This is a genomic window from Zestomonas carbonaria (genome assembly GCF_904061905.1).
GTDB lineage: Bacteria > Pseudomonadota > Gammaproteobacteria > Pseudomonadales > Pseudomonadaceae > Aquipseudomonas > Aquipseudomonas carbonaria.
In genome coordinates this window covers 88,533-104,598 of the sequence record NZ_CAJFCI010000037.1, presented here as the reverse complement: position 1 = coordinate 104,598, position 16,066 = coordinate 88,533, and the positions used below count along the sequence as shown (strand labels likewise).

The window sequence follows — 16,066 nt, the reverse complement described above, 5'->3', positions numbered from 1 at the left end:
ACCCTCTCCCGGAGGGAGAGGGGAGTCTACGGAGCCGGTCTTGCCCCATGAGCCCACCACAACACCGGACAACCTCTCTCCCGGAGGGAGAGGGGAGTATCCGTGCGTACCATCGGGCTCCGTGCTCTCCCGCAACGCCGAACAGCCCCCTCTCCCTCCGGGAGAGGGTTGGGGTGAGGGAGCGGCCTATCGATCTGGCACGACCTCCCGCCAACCAAGCCCCAGGCAAGCGGTGCGCACGGCGCACCCTACGTGGGTAAGTCCCCTTGGAAACTCCTTGAGAAAACCTCGCTGACCACCCTCCCCCCTCTCCCCCACTTTTGCCGCTGAATCGCGAATCCGGCACACTAGCCGCCCCGAGCAATCGCTCGTTTCACCTATCCACAGCAGAACCCGTATGACCCGCTCCCCGTTCCGCCGCCTGGCCTTCGGCATCCTGCGCCGCCTGCTCTATCTCTGGGTGCGCTCCGAGACCATCAACCAATCCGCCTTCAGCCTGAAGCTCGACCGCGGCAAACCGGTGTTCTACGTGATGCAGCAGCCATCAGTGAGCGACCTGGCGGTGGTCGACCATGAATGCAGCAAGGCCGGGCTCCCGCGCCCGGTGCTGCCGGTGGCGATTGGCGGCCTGCTCGAGCCGGCCGGCTTCTTCTACCTGAACCGCGAGCCCGGCTGGTTCGGCCGCCAGGACAAGCGCGGCGCTTCGCCGGCGCTGGTACGGCTGGTCAACGCCATCGGCCAGCACGCGGTGGAGGATGCGCAGATCATCCCGGTCAGCGTGTTCTGGGGGCAATCGCCGGATCGCGAGACCAGCCCCTGGAAGCTGCTGTTCGCCGACACCTGGGCGGTCACCGGGCGGCTGCGCAAGCTGATCAATATCCTCATCCTCGGCCGCAAGACCCGCGTGCAGTTCTCCGCCCCGATCCACCTGCGCGAGCTGGTCGAACAGGGCAAGGGCCAGGAGCGCACCCTGCGCATGGTCCACCGCATCCTCCGCGTGCACTTCCGCAACCAGAAGACCGCGGTGATCGGCCCGGACCTCTCGCACCGCCGCAACCTGGTCAAGGGCCTGATCCACGCGCCGCTGGTGCGCCAGGCGATCATCGAAGAAGCCGAGCGCGAGAAGGTCACCCTGGAGAAGGCCGAGGCCGCCGCGCTGCGCTACGGCAACGAGATCGCCTCGGACTACGCCTACACCGCCGTGCGCTTCCTCGAAGTGGTGCTGTCCTGGTTCTGGAACAAGATCTACGACGGCATCAAGGTCAACCGCATCGACAGCGTGCAGGAGATCGCCCAGGGCCACGAGGTGATCTACGTGCCCTGCCACCGCAGCCATATCGACTACCTGCTGCTCTCCTACCTGCTGTTCCGCAACGGCCTGACCCCGCCGCACATCGCCGCCGGCATCAACCTCAACATGCCGGTGATCGGCGGCCTGCTGCGCCGTGGCGGCGCCTTCTTCATGCGCCGCACCTTCAAGGGCAACCCGCTGTACACGGCGGTGTTCAACGAATACCTGCACACCCTGTTCACCAAGGGTTTCCCGGTCGAGTACTTCGTCGAGGGCGGCCGTTCGCGCACCGGGCGGATGCTGCAACCGAAGACCGGCATGCTGGCCATCACCCTGCGCAGCTTCCTGCGTTCGCACCGCCTGCCGGTGGTCTTCGTGCCGGTCTACATCGGCTACGAGCGCGTGCTGGAAGGCCGCACCTACCTGGGCGAGCTGCGCGGCGCGGCGAAGAAGAAGGAGTCGATCTTCGACCTGTTCAAGGTGATCGGCGCCCTCAAGCAACGCTTCGGCCAGGTGTGGGTCAACTTCGGCGAGCCGATCAAGCTGGCCGAATTCCTCGACCAGCAGCAACCCGGCTGGCGCGAGCAGGAGCTCGGCCCGCAGTACCGCCCGGCCTGGCTCAACGACACCACCAACCGCCTGGCTGGGCGCGTGGCGCAGCACCTCAACGAGGCGGCGGCGGTCAACCCGGTCAACCTGGTGGCCCTGGCCCTGCTTTCCACCCCCAGGCTGGCGCTCGACGAGAAGGCCCTGGTGCGCGTGCTCGACCTCTACCTGGCCCTGCTGCGCCAGGTGCCCTACTCGCCCCATACCACCCTGCCGGACGGCGATGGCCACGCGCTGATCGAGTTCGTCAAAGGCATGAAACTGGTCGCCGAACAGAAGGATGCGCTGGGCAATATCTGCTACCTGGACGAGCAGAACGCCATCCTGATGACCTATTACCGCAACAACGTGCTGCACATCTTCGCCCTGCCGGCGCTGCTCGCCAGTTTCTTCCAGAGCAGCGCGCGGATCGGCCGCGAACAGATCCTGCGCTTCGTTCGCGCGCTCTATCCCTACCTGCAGTCCGAGTTGTTCATCCGCTGGTCGCGGGAAGAGCTGGACGCGGTGGTCGACCAGTGGCTGGCCGCGCTGGTCGAGCAGGGCCTGCTCAAGGTCGAGGCTGACGTCTACGTGCGCCCGGCGCCCAGCTCCCGGCAGTTCGTGCTGCTCACCCTGCTGTCGCGCGCCATCGCCCAGACCCTGCAGCGCTTCTACATGGCCATCGCCCTGCTGCTGAATGCCGGGCAGAACGCGCTCAGCGCCGAGGAGCTGGAAGACCTCTCCACCGTGATGGCCCAGCGCCTGTCGATCCTCCATGGCCTCAACGCCCCGGAGTTCTTCGACAAGACGCTGTTCCGCCACTTCATCCAGACCCTGCTCGACGAAGGCGTGCTGCGCCGCGACGAAGCCGGCAAGCTCAGCCACCATCCGCAACTGGCGGAAGTCGTCGAAGGCGTGGCCAAGCGCATGCTGCCGGCGGAGATCCGCCTGTCGATCCGCCAGGTGGCGCTGGATCGGAACGAGGAAGGGGAAGCGCTCTAGACCACCCGTCGGCCCGCCGCGCGGCGGGCCGCAGCACCTGTCGTGAGCTGCCATCCTTCCTGGAAACCGGGAGGGACGCACGCCATGAAAACGTCCAGCATCTGGGCTCTGCTGCCCATCATGTTCTGGGGACTGGCCTGCGCCGAAGAAGGCGAACCCTCCGACGCCGAGATGCTGGCCGCCATCCGCCAGCACTACGACGCCGCCAATGCGCAGATGCAGGAACTGCAACGGCGCTGCGCCTATCGCGAATACAGCAACCACCACAATCCCGCGCTGGTCGTGCAATGCCTGTCCGTGACGGGCATCGCCGGCAGCGACGAGGGGCTCGAACTGCAGATCGGCCGCTTCGAGAAGATCGCCTGCGCGAAGGCCGAGGGGCAGCCCGGCCATGTCTGCGATTACTTCATCGTCCTGTCATCCGGCAACCCGCTCATGGGCCGCGGCATGGGTGACCTCATGCGCCAGGGCGACCACGCCCAGGGACGCTTCATCAAGCGCCAGGACACCTGGCTGTTCCTGCCCAGGTAGCCTTCACGAAGCGATTCCGGTCGGTCAGTCGTCTCCAGCCGAGTAGGAGATATAGGCGGCACCGATCAACCCCGAGAACTTGGTAATGCTGACGGGCTCCGGGACGAGAACGGTGATCGTGGTGTTGGCAGCCGCGATGGCGAGCCCTCCGACGATCCCGTACTTGGCTTTCACGCGCTTGACCAGGTTCCTGAACTCAAGCTCCCGGAGCTCCAGCCTGGTCTTGGGAAAGCGATGGCAAATATCCTCGGTCGCGAGCATGACCTTCCTGTCGAGCATCGTGTAGTGCAGCGGGTCGATACCCCAGATATGGCGCGGAGCCTGGCTGACTTCCTGCATCAACGACTGCGCGGCACGATGGTCCAGCCCGGCGACGACAAGCACCGCCTCTTCCCGCTTCAGGATGTTCTCCAGGTGCTCCTGGATCTCCCGCTGCAACGCCTTGACGTGCACGCCCTGCGCGGCAAGGTCTTCGCCCACGGCGCTGAACAGATCCTTCTGGCGACAGGCGCGGATGGTGCGGCACAGCAACTCGGCGGACGCGATAAGCGCGTTATCCCGCTCCGCGCCGGAAGCCGTCGGGTCGGACAGTGCTGCGGTCAGCTCGCGCAGGTTGTCGTCGAGCTTCTGGTATTCCGCTCTCAACCACGGCCAGGCATCCCGTAGAACCTGCGCTGGATCGGTAGCCATGGTTCATCTCCTCCAGACCCGCGTTCAAGTTCCCGGCAACCGGGCGCCCCGCTTGCCGTCTCCGGGTATCTCGAACCAAACCATAGCCGCTGCCGTGGCCAGCGCTACTTTCCCAGGCAAGGAAATTCGCTCCGGGGGCCACGATTCACTGCTTCTCCGACGAAGCGTGCCTCATGTTCATGTAGACGCCACCGGTCTCGAGCTCATCGAGCATCTGCCGCAGCCGCTTTTCCTTCGTTTCCTGCCGCTTGGCCCGCTCGATCCAGCCGAGGTAGTCGTTCTGCTGATAGGCCGGGCGCTCCCGGTAGGCGGCCATCAGGCCACGCCCGTCCAGTGCGTGCCGGACGAACGCCGGCATGGGGTACCTCGGCCGCTTCAAGGTGGAGAAATCGGTGGTCATGCTGCTTCCTCCGCAAAGGAGCGAGTATGGAGTGTCGCCAATGTCGCCGCCGCATCAAGACTAGGCTTACCCGAGATCGAAGCCAAGGAAAGCCCCATGCACATCCTCTGGACCTACCTGCGCCCCCACCTCCTGCTCGCCGCGCTCGCCCTGCTGCTGGCGGCGGCCAGCCAGGTGCTCGCGCTGATCGATCCGATCATCTTCGGCATGATCATCGACGACTACGTGGTCGACCGCACCGGGAAGACCGATGACGAGCTGGTCTCCGGCGTGCTGGCGCTGCTCGGCCTGGCGGTGCTGGTGGCGGTGGCGTCGCGACTGGCCAAGGCGCTGCAGGAATACGTGACGCGGCTGGTGGTGCAGAAATTCGGCACCCGGTTGTTCAACGACGGATTGCGCCAGGTGCTGCGCCTGCAATTCCAGGAATTCGAGGACCTGCGCAGCGGCGAGGTGCTGTCGCTGCTGCAGAAGGTGCGCTCCGACAGCGAGCGCTTCATCAACGCCTTCATCAATACCGTGTTCGCTGCGGTGGTCGGCGTCGCCTTCCTGACCTGGTACGCCGTCACCAAGCACTGGCTGCTGGTGCCGGTGTTCCTGGTCGGCGTGGCCGTGCTCGGCGGGCTGACCGGGCTGCTCAGCCGCGAGATCAAGAGCCAGCAGCGCTCGATCGTGCGGGAGACCAACCGCAGCGCCGGCTTCATCACCGAGTCGCTGCGCAACATCGAGCTGATCCGCAGCCTGGGCCTGACCTTCCCGGAAATCCGCCGGTTGCAGGCGCAGACCGTCGATATCTTCGCCCTGGAAATGCGCAAGGTGCGGCGCATCCGCCTGCTGTCGTTCCTGCAGGGCACCACGCTGAGCCTGCTGAAGCTGGCGGTGCTGTTCGCCCTGCTCTGGCTGATCTTCCGCCATGTGCTGAGCCCGGGAGAGCTGATCGCCATGCAGTTCATCTCGGTGGCGATCTTCGTGCCGCTCCAGGAACTCGGCAACATCATCCTCGCCTACCGGGAAGCCGATGCGTCGCTACAGAACTTCGATGCGCTGATGCAGAAACCCATCGAGCGGCGGCCGGAGTCGTCGGTGGATATCGGGCCGATCAGCCACCTGCGTTTCACGGACGTGCGCTTCCGCCATCGCGGTGCGCCGGACAACGCGCTGGACGGCGTGTCCTTCTCGGCCGGGCTCGGCGAGACCATCGCCTTCGTCGGCCCCTCTGGATCGGGCAAATCGACGCTGGTAAAGCTGCTGGTGGGGCTGTACACCCCGGCCAGCGGCGAGGTGTTCTACAACGACATCTCGACCCAGGACCTGCGTTACAACCCGATGCGCCGGCAGATCGGCTTCGTCACCCAGGAGGCCTACCTGTTCGCCGGCACGATCCGCGAGAACCTGCTGCTGGTGAAACCGGATGCCAGCGACGCGGAGATGCTGGCGGCGATGGAGCAGGCGTCCTGCGCCTACCTGATCGACAAGTCGCCGGAAGGGCTCGACACGCTGATCGGTGAACGGGGCGTCAAGCTGTCGGGCGGCGAGAAGCAGCGCCTGTCGATCGCCCGCGCCCTGATGCGCCAGCCGCGCCTGCTGATCTTCGACGAGGCGACCTCGGCGCTCGACTCGCTGACCGAGGAACAGATCACCGCCACCGTCCGCAGCCTCTCCACGCGCAGTTCCCAGATCACCATCCTGATCGCGCACCGCCTCTCCACCATCATGCACGCCGATACCATCTTCGTGCTCGAGAGGGGACGCATCGTGGAAAGCGGCAACCACGGCGTGCTGCTGGAACGCAACGGCCTGTACCACGCGATGTGGCGGCAGCAGATCGGCGAGCGACCCACTGCCCTGCCACGGGACGAATGACCGTTATCCGGCCTTGAAGCACGCCACCTGCTGCTGTTGGCCAGTGGCCAGGCGGGCCAGGTCGCGGCTGGCGGTGGCGCTCTGTTCGGCGCTGCCGACCACTTCCTGGATGCTGTCGTTGAGGCGGGTGATGTTCTGGCTGATCTCGTGGGCCACCGCGGTCTGCTCCTCGGTGGCGGTGGATATCTGCGCATTGCCGTCGGCGATACCATCGATGGCGTTGGCGATGTGCATCAGCGCCTCGCCGGACTCGCGGGCATGGCTGACGCTCTTCTCGGCCTGTTCGCGCGATTGCTGCATGGAGCTCACCGCCTGGCGGGCGCCATCCTGCAACGCATCGATCATGCCGCGTATCGACTCGGTGGCCCTCTGCGTGTTGCTCGCCAGGCTGCGCACCTCGTCGGCCACCACGGCGAAGCCGCGCCCGGCCTCACCGGCGCGCGCCGCTTCGATGGCGGCGTTGAGCGCCAGCAGGTTGGTCTGTTCGGCGATGCTCTGGATGACCCCCAGCACGCTGCCGATCTCGTCGCTCTGGCTGTGCAGGCGGTCGATCACCTCGGCGCCTTCCTGCACCGACTGCGAGAGCAGCTCGATGGCTTGCAGGTTGGCCTCGACCAGGGCCGTGCCCTGATGGGCTTCCTCACGTGCGTCGCCGGCGATGCGCGACATGTCCAGGGCGTTCTGCGCCACCTGCTGGATCGCCACGCTCATCTCGTGCACGGCGGTGGCGACCATGGCGGTCTGGTCGCCCTGGTTGGTGGCGGCATCGCTGACCTGGGCGCTGATGGAACTCATCTGGTCGGAAGCAGTGGCCAACTGGGTGGAGGAATCGCCGAGATGGCGGATCAGTTGCTGGAAATGCTCGAGCATGGCGTTGAACGCCGTGGCGGTCTGCGCCAGTTCGTCCTTGCCCACGGCCATGGCGCGCAGGGTGAGGTCGGAAGAACGCTGCACCGTGCCGATCACCCGGCTCAGGTCCCCGAGCGGGCGGCTGATCGAGCGGCTGATCAGCAGGCTGAGCAGCAGCATCGCAACCACCACCACGATGCCGATGATGACGAAGCTGCTCTTCATCGCCTGGTAGCTGCTGGTGGACTCCTGGTTCAGCTTGTCGCCCTCGGCCAGTTGCATGCCCGCCAGGGTCTCCAGTTCTTCGCCCAGTGGATCGAAGGCGGCGTACAAGCGACGGTTGAAGCTCGTCGGGTCCTGGGCACGCAACGGCTCACCGGCCAGCGCCAGCAGTTCCTCGACCAGCGAGTCGACCTCCGCCATGCGCACCTTGATGCGGTCTATCACCTCGTTCTCCGCCGCCGACGTCTTGGTCGAGACGACGGCCCGCCAGGAGTGCTCGATACGCTGGCGCGCGCTGGCGATCATCCGTCGCAGTTCCTCCGCCTCGACCAGCCCGGCGCGGTGCTTGTGCATGGCATCGACCATGCTCACCGTATAGGCATTGGATATTTCATTGAGCCGGTTGACGGGCTGCATGCGATCGGTGAACAGCTCCTCGAAGTCATCGTTGAGTTGCCCGGTATTCGACGCCGCCAGCCCCATCACCCCCACCAGCACCAGCAATGGCAACAACGCCAGCAACAGCAGACGGGTACGCACGCTTATTTGATTCAACATTCTCTTATTCCCCACGTATCAATAGACAGCCCACAGACGTTGTGGCTATTGGCCAGGGGATTCTGGTTTCCAGAAGCGATTACTGCATCTCTTGGCGGGGGTTTTCAGAATCATCCAAAGAGCCGTTCTGTACTTTTCACAGGGCCACGGTCATCACTACAAGGAGCGTCGAACCGCCAACTTTTCCTGTACATAACTGTCAGACTGGCATCATCGAGAAAAGGAGTCCCCATGAAGCGTCTTTCCCTGCTGCTGGCGAGCGCCCTGCTCGCCGCCTGCACCAGCACCGGAGCCCCGAACATGAACCGCCTGACCGGTGAAGTCTTCTACCTGCAGCGCAGCGCCCTGCCGCCGAACGCTACGCTGAGCGTCAGCCTGCAGGATGTCTCCCTGGCCGATGCGCCGGCCCGCGAGCTGGCCAGACAGAGCGGCACCGTGCAGGGACAAGTCCCGCTACCGTTCACGCTCGAATACGACAGCGCCGAGGTGAAGCCCGGGCATCGCTATGCGGTGAGTGCCCGGATCGAGGCCGACGGCCGCCTGCTGTTCATCACCACCGAGCAGCATGCGGTGCAGCTCGACGGCAGCGGCAACGACCCACGGCCGCTGCGGGTGAAGGTCGACCCGGTGCGCTGACGACCGCCTCCAGCCGCTACAATGGCTACCCCTTCACTCCGGGGTAGCCCATGGATATCGAGCTCGCCCGCACCTTCCTGGAAATCGTCCGCTGTGGCAGCTTCATCGCCGCCGCCGAACGCCTGCACGTCACCCAGACCGCCATCACCGCACGCGTGCAGAATCTCGAGAGCCAGCTCGACTGCAAGCTGTTCGTGCGCAACCGCGCCGGCGCCCGGCTGACCGCCGACGGCGAGGCGTTCGTGGTCTACGCCAACCAGATGGTGCAGACCTGGGAAACCGCCCAGCGCGACCTGCCACTGCTCAAGGGTTACCGCAACGTGCTGCACGTCGGCGGCGAGGTCAGCCTGTGCAACCCGCTGATGCTCGACTGGGTGCGCGCGCTGCGCGAGGAGATTCCCAGCCACGCGATCCGCGCCGAGGTCGGCGACGCCCAGCAGTTGCTGCGCCAGTTGGAGATCGGCGTGCTGGACGCGGCGCTGGTCTACCAGCCGACCTACTGGCCGGGCCTGCAGGTCGAGGAGCTGCTGGAGGAAAAGCTGATCCAGATCCGCTCGCCGGCCAACCCCGAACCCTACGTGTACATCGACTGGGGCGAGGGCTTCCGCCGCCAGCACGACGCGGCGCTGCCGGACAAGGCCAAGGCGGCGCTGAGCTTCAACCTCGGCCCTCTGGCCCTGCAATACATCCTCGACCAGGGTGGCGCCGGCTATTTCCGGACCCGTGTGGTGCAGAGCTACCTAGACAGCGGCGCCCTGGAACGCGTCCCCAAGGCGCCGGAGTTCAGCTACCCGACCTACCTGGTGTACTCCCGCGAACGCGATTCCGACGTGTTGCAGCAGGCCTTCCAGTTGCTGCGCGAAGTGGTCAGGCGCGACAGCGACTGGTCGCAGCGTTGGGACCCGATGATCTAGCCAGACGCTGCACTTGACGTAGGGTGGGCTTCAGCCCACCGATCTAGCGGATCTCCATTGGCGGGCTGAAGGTCGGACCTATTCCAGATGCGCGATCAGGTCGCGATGCAGCGCGGCGATCAGGTCGGTCTGGGTGACGACGCCCACCAGCTCGCCGGCCTCCAGCACCGGCAGGCAATGCAACCCCTGGCCGGACAGCAGCGGGATCAGCTCGGTCACGTGGGTGGCGCTGTCCACGCAGGTCACCGGGCTGCTCATCACCCGGCTCAGCGGCACGTCGCGACGCAGCCCCAGGCGACCCAGGAAGTCCGAACGGGGTGCCCGGCGCGAGTGGCCGAGCAGGTCGATCAGGCTGACGATGCCCACCAGGCTACGCTCCTCGTCGAGGATCGGCAGCGCCTTCAGATGATGGTATTCGAGCATGCGCAGGGCCTGCTCCAGCGTGGTGTCCGGCGTCGCGCACTGCACGTCACGCGACATGATCTGCCCGGCGCGGATATCGCCCATGCTGCGGCGCAGGGCGTGCTTCTCGGTGGCACGGACGATCAGCTCCAGATCCTCGCGGGTCACGTCGACGAACTCGCCGAGCTCGTCCAGCGCCTGGTCGAGGTCCGCCGAGGTGATGCCGACCCGCTCCTGCGGCGCGACATCGCGGGTGTGATGCACATCGGCGGGCGGCGGCCCGTGGGGCTTGGGATAGCGGACGCGGGTCAGGTTGTTGTACAGCAGAGCGCAGGCCAGCAGGCCCAAGGCGTTGAGCAGCACCGGAGCGAACACCCAGGCACCGAGGGCGGAGATGTCCGGCCCGCCCGTCGCCACGCAGAACGCCACCGCCCCGCCCGGCGGATGCAGGCAGCGCAGCGGGCACATCAGCAGCAGCGCCAGGCCGACCGACAGGCTCGCGCTGGCCAGCGAGGCGCCACAGAAATGCACGACCAGCATCGCCACCAATGTCGCCGTCAGGTAGCTGCCGACCAGCGACCAGGGCTGCGCCAGCGCCCCGGAGGAGACAGCGAACAGCAGGACCGCCGAAGCAGCCAGTGGTCCGATCAGATGGCCGGCCACCGCGTTGCCGAACAGCCGCTGGCACAGCCAGGTGGTCAATAGCAGGCCCAGGGCCGCGCCGATTCCCGCGCGCAGCCATTCGCGCGGGCGGGTGGTCATGGCATGGGGCACGAAGGCGTGCAGCCAGTCGAGGAAGGCAGAACGAGGTTGGGTCATGGTGTCCGGACAAGGATGGAATCGAGAAAGCAGGGCTCAGCAGAGTGAGCCCTGAAACGCGCCGGGGTCAGGCACGGGTCCCCTCCATGGGTATGGAAACTCGGAGAGGATCAGGCCTCCATGTCCCCGGCCCAGGGGTCGGGGGTGGGGTCGACCACCCGTTCGCAGACTCGCCCGGTGGCGCGACTCATGTTGCGCGCCGCCTGGGGATCGTCGGCGAAGGGTTGCAGGGCGGCCTGCTCCAGGTCGCGCGCCGAGCGGCGACCGATGCAGAGGTAGAGGCCGGCGCAGAACACCAGCAGACCGAGAAGGAACATCGCCATCTCCTCAGGCCGCCGCCGGAATCGGCGCGTGTTCGACGCGCTCGCCGGCACGCATGGTCTGCCAGGCGTTCCAGGCCATCAGCAGCATGCCGCTGGCGAAGGTCGCCCCGCCGATCAGCCGCACGATATAGCCCGGATGGCTGGCAACGAGGGCCTCGACGAACGAGTAGGTCAGCGTGCCGTCGTCGTTGATCGCCCGCCACATCAGGCCCTGGGTGATGCCGTTGACCCACATCGAGGCGATGTAGAGCACGGTGCCGATGGTGGCGAGCCAGAAGTGGGCGTTGATCAGGCCGACGCTGTACATCTGCTCGCGTCCGTACAACCGGGGGATCATGTGGTACAGCGTGCCGATGGAGATCATCGCCACCCAGCCGAGGGCGCCGGCATGTACGTGGCCGATGGTCCAGTCGGTGTAGTGGGACAGCGAGTTGACGGTCTTGATGGCCATCATCGGGCCTTCGAAGGTGGACATGCCGTAGAAGGCCAGGGACACCACCAGGAAGCGCAGGATCGGGTCGGTGCGCAGCTTATGCCAGGCGCCCGAGAGGGTCATCATGCCGTTGATCATGCCGCCCCAGGAGGGCGCCAGGAGGATTACCGACATCACCATGCCCAGCGACTGCGCCCAGTCCGGCAACGCGGTGTAGTGCAGGTGGTGCGGGCCGGCCCAGATGTACAGGGCGATGATGGTCCAGAAATGGACGATGGACAGGCGATAGGAGTAGATCGGCCGCCCGGCCTGCTTCGGCACGAAGTAATACATCATCCCCAGGAAACCCACCGAGAGGATGAAGCCCACCACGCTGTGCCCATACCACCACTGGATCATCGCATCGGTGGCGCCGGAGTAGACCGGGTAGGACTTGAGCAGGCTGACCGGCATGGCGATGTGGTTCACCACGTGGACCATGGCGGTGACGATGATGAAGGCACCGTAGAACCAGTTGCCGACATAGATGTGCTTGACCTTGCGCCGCGCGATGGTGGCGAAGAACAGGTAGGCGTAGGCGATCCACACGATGGTGACCCACAGGGCGATGGGCCACTCCATCTCGGCGTATTCCTTGGAGGTGGTGATGCCCAGCGGATAGCCGGCCAGCATCGCCACCACGGCCGCCTGCCAGCCCCAGAACACGAAGTTCGCCAGCCGGTCGGAAACCAGCCGCACCCGGCTGGTGCGCTGCACCACGTACAGCGAGGTAGCGAACAGCGCGCCGCCACCGAAGGCGAAGATCACCAGGTTGGTATGGATCGGCCGGATGCGCCCGAAGCTGGTCCAGGGCAGGCCAAGGTTCAATTCGGGCCAGACCAGTTGGGCGGCGATGAACACGCCCATGCCCATCCCGAGAATCCCCCAGAACAGGGTCATCAGGGTGAAGCGGCGGACGATCGAATAATTATAGGAGGCGTTGCTGTCGAGGGAGGTCGTACTGGCAGACATGGGGGCAATTCCGTCACGCAAGGAAACGCGAACCAGTTGTTCTCATTCACCCGCTCTGGCGGGTGCCTCGCAGGGCTCTGCGAAGCGGGTTCTGGTCGGCGGAACGGAATTGTGCAGGCCGGTTGGATCGATGACTAACTAATAATAATGAAGCTTTAGTGCACTTTTGTTGATGGAAAGGTCGAGAGTGTTCTGGATACCAACCGGCCGGCACAGAACTGCCCCCTCTCCCTCCGGAGCGGGGGTGGTATGTGATTGCCGAAACGTTCGTCGATAGACCAAGCAAAACCGTTGCCTGACCGATCGCCCTCCATCAAGCCAAACACTCTACCAGGAACTCCACCACCGCCCGCACGCCAGGCAACTGGCCGCGCCGGTGCGGCATGACCAGCGTGGTGGCGACCTGCCCGGCTTGCCAGTCCGGCAGCACCCGAACCAGCCGCCCCGCCGCGATGGCGTCGCGGCACATCCGCTCCGGCAGGCAGACCACGCCGAGGCCGGCCTCTGCCGCGTTGAGCAGGACGACCGACTCGTTGGCGGTCATTCGCGCGATGGGCTCCACCCGCACCTGGCGCCCGTCCGCGGCAGCCAGCGTCCAGGCGCCGGCCGCAGCTCCGGTCAGCAGGCCGTCGTGCCGTGCCAGTTGCAGCGGCTCCAGCAGCGGCTCGTGGCGCTCCAGATAGGCCGACGCGGCCACCAGGACGATCGGCTCGACGGTGAGCGGACGCTGCACCAGGCCGGAATCGGGCAGTGGCGCGAAGTGACTGCGCACGGCAATGTCGTAGCCTTCCTGCACCAGGTCGACGAAGCGGTCGCTGACGTCCAGTTGCACGTGCAGGCGTGGATAGGCCTGGGCCAGCCTGGGCAGGTGCTCGGCCAGGTAGAGCTGGGCGGTCGGCACCGAGGCGCTGATCCGCACCCGGCCGCTCGGTTCGGCGACACGCCGGCGCACCACTTCCTCGGCGGCCTCCGCCTCGATCAGCGCGGCGCGCGCGTGCTCGTAGAAATCACGACCGGCGTCGGTCAGCACGAAGCTGCGCGAGGTGCGCTGGATCAGTCGCGCGGCCAGGCTGCTCTCCAGCTCGGCGACGCGCTTGCTGAGCGTCGACTTGGGAATCCCCAGGCGGCGGGACGCGGTAGCAAAGCCGCCATGCTCGATGGCGGCGACGAACAGGGCGAGATCGTTGAGGTTGAGCATGACCGGCAAGGTTCACATCCGTGGACGATGCTTCCCATTTTTACCATCTACTCGACCATCGTCCACGAAAGTAACGTTCTCCCCATCGACCTGACGGTCATTCCACCTGGAGAACAACATGACCCCTGTCCTTTTCTACGGCGTTCCCTCCGGCTGCTCCTTCGGCTCCATCGTCGCCCTGGAATGGCTCGGCCTGCCCTACCGGCTGTGCCGCATCGAGATGCCGGAGGTCGTATCGAGCGACGCCTACCGGCAGATCAACCCGGTGGCGGAAACCCCTGCGCTGCTGACTTCGGACGGCCGCCTGCTCAGCGAAAGCCTGGCGATCCTCAACCACCTCGGCGCCCAGGGCATCGCCAAGGGCCTCGGCTTCGCCCAGGGCAGCGCCGGCTTCGACCGCCTGAACCAGAGGCTCGCCTACCTCAACACCAGCTTCTTCTCGGCCTTCGCCCCGCTGTGGTACGCCTTCGAACACGGTAGCGAGGGCGAAGAAAAGCAGGCGCTGCGCGCTTACGGGCAGGCCAGCGTGACCAAGGCCCATGCCGACCTCGAAGCGATGCTGGGCGACAGCCCCTGGCTGCTCGGCGAAAAGCGCAGCCTGGCCGATGCCTACTTCATCGGCATCGCCCGCTGGACCCGCTATCACGAGGTGGTCGATCGCCGCGACTATCCCGGCCTGCAACGTCTCTACGAAAAGCTGGAAGCGGACCCGGCAGTGCGCTTCGCCCACGCCATAGAGCAGCGGCAACCGGCCGTCAGCGCCGGCGGCTTCGTCGGAGAAGCCGAGCTGGAACAGGTGCTGCAAGAGCTGCGCAAGGTCGCCTGAAGGACCGCTGGGGAGCGGTCGGACGGCCGCTTCCCATCAAGGCTGGATCTGCTTCCTCAGCCGGAAGGCTTCCTCGCACACCGGCAAGTCGTAGAACAGGTTTTCCGCCCGGGTTCCGCCACGGGCACGACCCCAGCCATAGTCCCGGAAATACCGCTGGCACCAATCGGCCTTTCGCCCTTCCGCGATGCATTCCCGGACCTTCGCTTCCTGGATGGGCTTCAGCTTCTCGGTACGCTCGGCCTCGCAGCGCGCCTCCATCTCCTTCGCCCTCTCCCGCGTGTCATCGATCCTGCCCGCCTGTGCCGAGCACACCACTCCCACCAACAACGCCCCCAGCAGAATCCTGATTGCGGACATCCCTGCGTTTCCTTGTGTCTGTTTCCCAAACTTCCAGGCGAAATGATCCTTTCACCCGCCATTCCCATCAACCACGCTTTCCCGCTCCGGCGGCGAAACGCGTCTCCCAATCATGCTCCCTGAACGCCGCGGCGATGAAGTCGACGAAGGCACGCGTCTTCGCGGGCAGCAGCTTCTGGCTGCCGAAATATAGCGAGATCGGCCCGGCGTCTACATACCAGTCCGGCAGCAGGCGCAGCAACGCGCCGCTTTCCAGATGCGCCAGCACGTCGGGTACGGCCAGCAGGGCCACGCCCATGTCCAGCAACACGCAGCGGCACAGCGCGTCCGCATCGTCGAGGGTCATCCTGGGGCGCAACTCCAGCGGGTGTTCGCCGCCGCCGGCGTTACGCAGGGTCCATGACCGCACCCGCCCGCTGCTCGAGGAGCGCATCGCCAGGCAATCCAACGCGGTCAGTTCCCCAGGGGAACGCGGCAGGCGCCGGCCCCGCAGATAACCGGGACTCGCCACCACGACCAGATGCGCCGGCGCCAGTCGGCGCGCCACCACTCCGGGCGTCAACTCGAAGCCGCCGCCAATGGCGACGTCGAAGCCCTCGGCGATCAGGTCCACCTGGCGGTTGTCCAGGTGCCAGTCCGGAGTGACCGCCGGGAAGCATTCGAGAAAGGTCGGCATCAGCGGCAGCAGGTAGTCGCGAGCGAAGGCCGGCGCGGCGCCAAGCTTGAGCACGCCAGCCGGCTGCCCGGCGTTGCTGGTCAGGTCGGCGATGGCCGCCTGGATGCTGTCGAGCCCACCGCTGACGCTGTGCAGGAAACGCTCGCCAGCCTCGGTCAGGGTCAACCGCCGGGTGCTGCGCTGGAACAGGCGCACACCGAGGTTGGACTCCAGTTGGGCAACGTTGCGGCTCACCGCCGCCGGCGTCAGGCCCAGGCGCCGGGCAGCGGCGGAAAAGCTGCCGGATTCGGCACTGCGCACGAAGGATTCCAGGTTGGCGAGGGTTTCCATGGGCTGCTCCTGGGCGAAAGGGTCAGAATTCGCGCCATCAACCAGGATATTCAAGCATCACTTGAAATTGATTACAGCCATTACCGGCTACTGCGCGAAAACGGATGGGCGTTTCATAGGCCTCACCAACCCAATCCATCCGAGGACCGC

15 protein-coding genes are annotated in these 16,066 nt (G+C 65.9%); 6 read left to right on the top strand and 9 right to left on the bottom strand.

Annotated elements, in window-relative coordinates; genetic code table 11:
- Positions 1–397 precede the first annotated feature (397 nt).
- Both plsB and PSEWESI4_RS09275 read left to right on the top strand, forming a co-directional pair.
- The gene (plsB, locus tag PSEWESI4_RS09280; protein WP_187670915.1) at positions 398–2,878 is read left to right on the top strand and encodes a glycerol-3-phosphate 1-O-acyltransferase PlsB; all 2,481 of its coding nucleotides are present in this window, start codon (positions 398–400) and stop codon (positions 2,876–2,878) included.
- Between the two features lie 84 nt (positions 2,879–2,962).
- The gene (locus tag PSEWESI4_RS09275) at positions 2,963–3,409 is read left to right on the top strand and encodes a hypothetical protein (protein ID WP_187670914.1); all 447 of its coding nucleotides are present in this window, start codon (positions 2,963–2,965) and stop codon (positions 3,407–3,409) included.
- 24 nt (positions 3,410–3,433) lie between these two features.
- On the opposite strand, the gene PSEWESI4_RS09270 is transcribed toward PSEWESI4_RS09275, so the two are convergent.
- Both PSEWESI4_RS09270 and PSEWESI4_RS09265 read right to left on the bottom strand, forming a co-directional pair.
- A complete protein-coding gene (locus PSEWESI4_RS09270; RefSeq protein ID WP_187670913.1) occupies positions 3,434–4,099 on the bottom strand; it encodes a hypothetical protein in 666 nt (221 codons plus the stop codon).
- A gap of 145 nt (positions 4,100–4,244) precedes the next feature.
- Positions 4,245–4,499, bottom strand: a complete 255-nt coding sequence (locus tag PSEWESI4_RS09265; protein WP_187670912.1) for a YdeI/OmpD-associated family protein — start codon at positions 4,497–4,499, stop codon at positions 4,245–4,247.
- Between the two features lie 96 nt (positions 4,500–4,595).
- Between PSEWESI4_RS09265 and PSEWESI4_RS09260 the strand changes: the two genes are divergently transcribed.
- Positions 4,596–6,359, top strand: a complete 1,764-nt coding sequence (locus PSEWESI4_RS09260; protein ID WP_187670911.1) for an ABC transporter ATP-binding protein — start codon at positions 4,596–4,598, stop codon at positions 6,357–6,359.
- Positions 6,360–6,362: 3 nt separating this feature from the next.
- Here PSEWESI4_RS09260 and PSEWESI4_RS25550 read toward each other — a convergent pair whose 3' ends face one another.
- Positions 6,363–7,988 (bottom strand): HAMP domain-containing methyl-accepting chemotaxis protein, encoded by a 1,626-nt coding sequence (locus PSEWESI4_RS25550; protein WP_187670910.1) that lies wholly within the window; start codon positions 7,986–7,988, stop codon positions 6,363–6,365.
- Between the two features lie 231 nt (positions 7,989–8,219).
- On the opposite strand from PSEWESI4_RS25550, the gene PSEWESI4_RS09250 reads away from it, so the two are divergent.
- Together PSEWESI4_RS09250 and PSEWESI4_RS09245 are read left to right on the top strand one after the other, a co-directional pair.
- A complete protein-coding gene (locus PSEWESI4_RS09250; RefSeq protein WP_187670909.1) occupies positions 8,220–8,624 on the top strand; it encodes a YbaY family lipoprotein in 405 nt (134 codons plus the stop codon).
- Between the two features lie 50 nt (positions 8,625–8,674).
- Complete coding sequence (locus tag PSEWESI4_RS09245) at positions 8,675–9,538, top strand: LysR family transcriptional regulator (RefSeq protein ID WP_187670908.1); 864 nt, start codon at positions 8,675–8,677, stop codon at positions 9,536–9,538.
- Positions 9,539–9,616: 78 nt separating this feature from the next.
- Here the strand turns inward: PSEWESI4_RS09245 and PSEWESI4_RS09240 are convergent, their stop codons facing one another.
- From PSEWESI4_RS09240 to PSEWESI4_RS09225, 4 genes are all read right to left on the bottom strand, one after another.
- Positions 9,617–10,759: an HPP family protein gene (locus tag PSEWESI4_RS09240; protein ID WP_187670907.1), complete on the bottom strand. Its 1,143-nt coding sequence runs from the start codon at positions 10,757–10,759 to the stop codon at positions 9,617–9,619.
- Positions 10,760–10,869: 110 nt separating this feature from the next.
- On the bottom strand, positions 10,870–11,076 hold the full coding sequence (locus tag PSEWESI4_RS09235) for a hypothetical protein (protein ID WP_408004293.1): 207 nt from the start codon (positions 11,074–11,076) through the stop codon (positions 10,870–10,872).
- Positions 11,077–11,086: 10 nt separating this feature from the next.
- Positions 11,087–12,526 (bottom strand): cytochrome-c oxidase, cbb3-type subunit I, encoded by a 1,440-nt coding sequence (gene ccoN / locus PSEWESI4_RS09230; RefSeq protein WP_187670905.1) that lies wholly within the window; start codon positions 12,524–12,526, stop codon positions 11,087–11,089.
- A gap of 313 nt (positions 12,527–12,839) precedes the next feature.
- Positions 12,840–13,724: a LysR family transcriptional regulator gene (locus PSEWESI4_RS09225; protein ID WP_187670920.1), complete on the bottom strand. Its 885-nt coding sequence runs from the start codon at positions 13,722–13,724 to the stop codon at positions 12,840–12,842.
- A 118-nt stretch (positions 13,725–13,842) separates the two neighbouring features.
- Here PSEWESI4_RS09225 and PSEWESI4_RS09220 point away from each other — a divergent pair, with 118 nt between their 5' ends.
- Complete coding sequence (locus PSEWESI4_RS09220) at positions 13,843–14,550, top strand: glutathione S-transferase family protein (RefSeq protein WP_187670904.1); 708 nt, start codon at positions 13,843–13,845, stop codon at positions 14,548–14,550.
- Between the two features lie 36 nt (positions 14,551–14,586).
- Here the strand turns inward: PSEWESI4_RS09220 and PSEWESI4_RS09215 are convergent, their stop codons facing one another.
- Together PSEWESI4_RS09215 and PSEWESI4_RS09210 are read right to left on the bottom strand one after the other, a co-directional pair.
- Positions 14,587–14,910, bottom strand: a complete 324-nt coding sequence (locus PSEWESI4_RS09215; protein ID WP_187670903.1) for a hypothetical protein — start codon at positions 14,908–14,910, stop codon at positions 14,587–14,589.
- A gap of 67 nt (positions 14,911–14,977) precedes the next feature.
- The gene (locus PSEWESI4_RS09210; RefSeq protein WP_187670902.1) at positions 14,978–15,916 is read right to left on the bottom strand and encodes a LysR family transcriptional regulator; all 939 of its coding nucleotides are present in this window, start codon (positions 15,914–15,916) and stop codon (positions 14,978–14,980) included.
- Positions 15,917–16,066 lie beyond the last annotated feature (150 nt).

Coding starts and splice junctions, on each gene's coding strand:
- plsB (WP_187670915.1), top strand. CDS start 398: ATGACCCGCTCCCCGTTCCGCCGCCTGGCCTTCGGCATCCTGCGCCGC.
- PSEWESI4_RS09275 (WP_187670914.1), top strand. CDS start 2,963: ATGAAAACGTCCAGCATCTGGGCTCTGCTGCCCATCATGTTCTGGGGA.
- PSEWESI4_RS09270 (WP_187670913.1), bottom strand. CDS start 4,099: ATGGCTACCGATCCAGCGCAGGTTCTACGGGATGCCTGGCCGTGGTTG.
- PSEWESI4_RS09265 (WP_187670912.1), bottom strand. CDS start 4,499: ATGACCACCGATTTCTCCACCTTGAAGCGGCCGAGGTACCCCATGCCG.
- PSEWESI4_RS09260 (WP_187670911.1), top strand. CDS start 4,596: ATGCACATCCTCTGGACCTACCTGCGCCCCCACCTCCTGCTCGCCGCG.
- PSEWESI4_RS25550 (WP_187670910.1), bottom strand. CDS start 7,988: ATGTTGAATCAAATAAGCGTGCGTACCCGTCTGCTGTTGCTGGCGTTG.
- PSEWESI4_RS09250 (WP_187670909.1), top strand. CDS start 8,220: ATGAAGCGTCTTTCCCTGCTGCTGGCGAGCGCCCTGCTCGCCGCCTGC.
- PSEWESI4_RS09245 (WP_187670908.1), top strand. CDS start 8,675: ATGGATATCGAGCTCGCCCGCACCTTCCTGGAAATCGTCCGCTGTGGC.
- PSEWESI4_RS09240 (WP_187670907.1), bottom strand. CDS start 10,759: ATGACCCAACCTCGTTCTGCCTTCCTCGACTGGCTGCACGCCTTCGTG.
- PSEWESI4_RS09235 (WP_408004293.1), bottom strand. CDS start 11,076: ATGTTCCTTCTCGGTCTGCTGGTGTTCTGCGCCGGCCTCTACCTCTGC.
- ccoN (WP_187670905.1), bottom strand. CDS start 12,526: ATGTCTGCCAGTACGACCTCCCTCGACAGCAACGCCTCCTATAATTAT.
- PSEWESI4_RS09225 (WP_187670920.1), bottom strand. CDS start 13,724: ATGCTCAACCTCAACGATCTCGCCCTGTTCGTCGCCGCCATCGAGCAT.
- PSEWESI4_RS09220 (WP_187670904.1), top strand. CDS start 13,843: ATGACCCCTGTCCTTTTCTACGGCGTTCCCTCCGGCTGCTCCTTCGGC.
- PSEWESI4_RS09215 (WP_187670903.1), bottom strand. CDS start 14,910: ATGTCCGCAATCAGGATTCTGCTGGGGGCGTTGTTGGTGGGAGTGGTG.
- PSEWESI4_RS09210 (WP_187670902.1), bottom strand. CDS start 15,916: ATGGAAACCCTCGCCAACCTGGAATCCTTCGTGCGCAGTGCCGAATCC.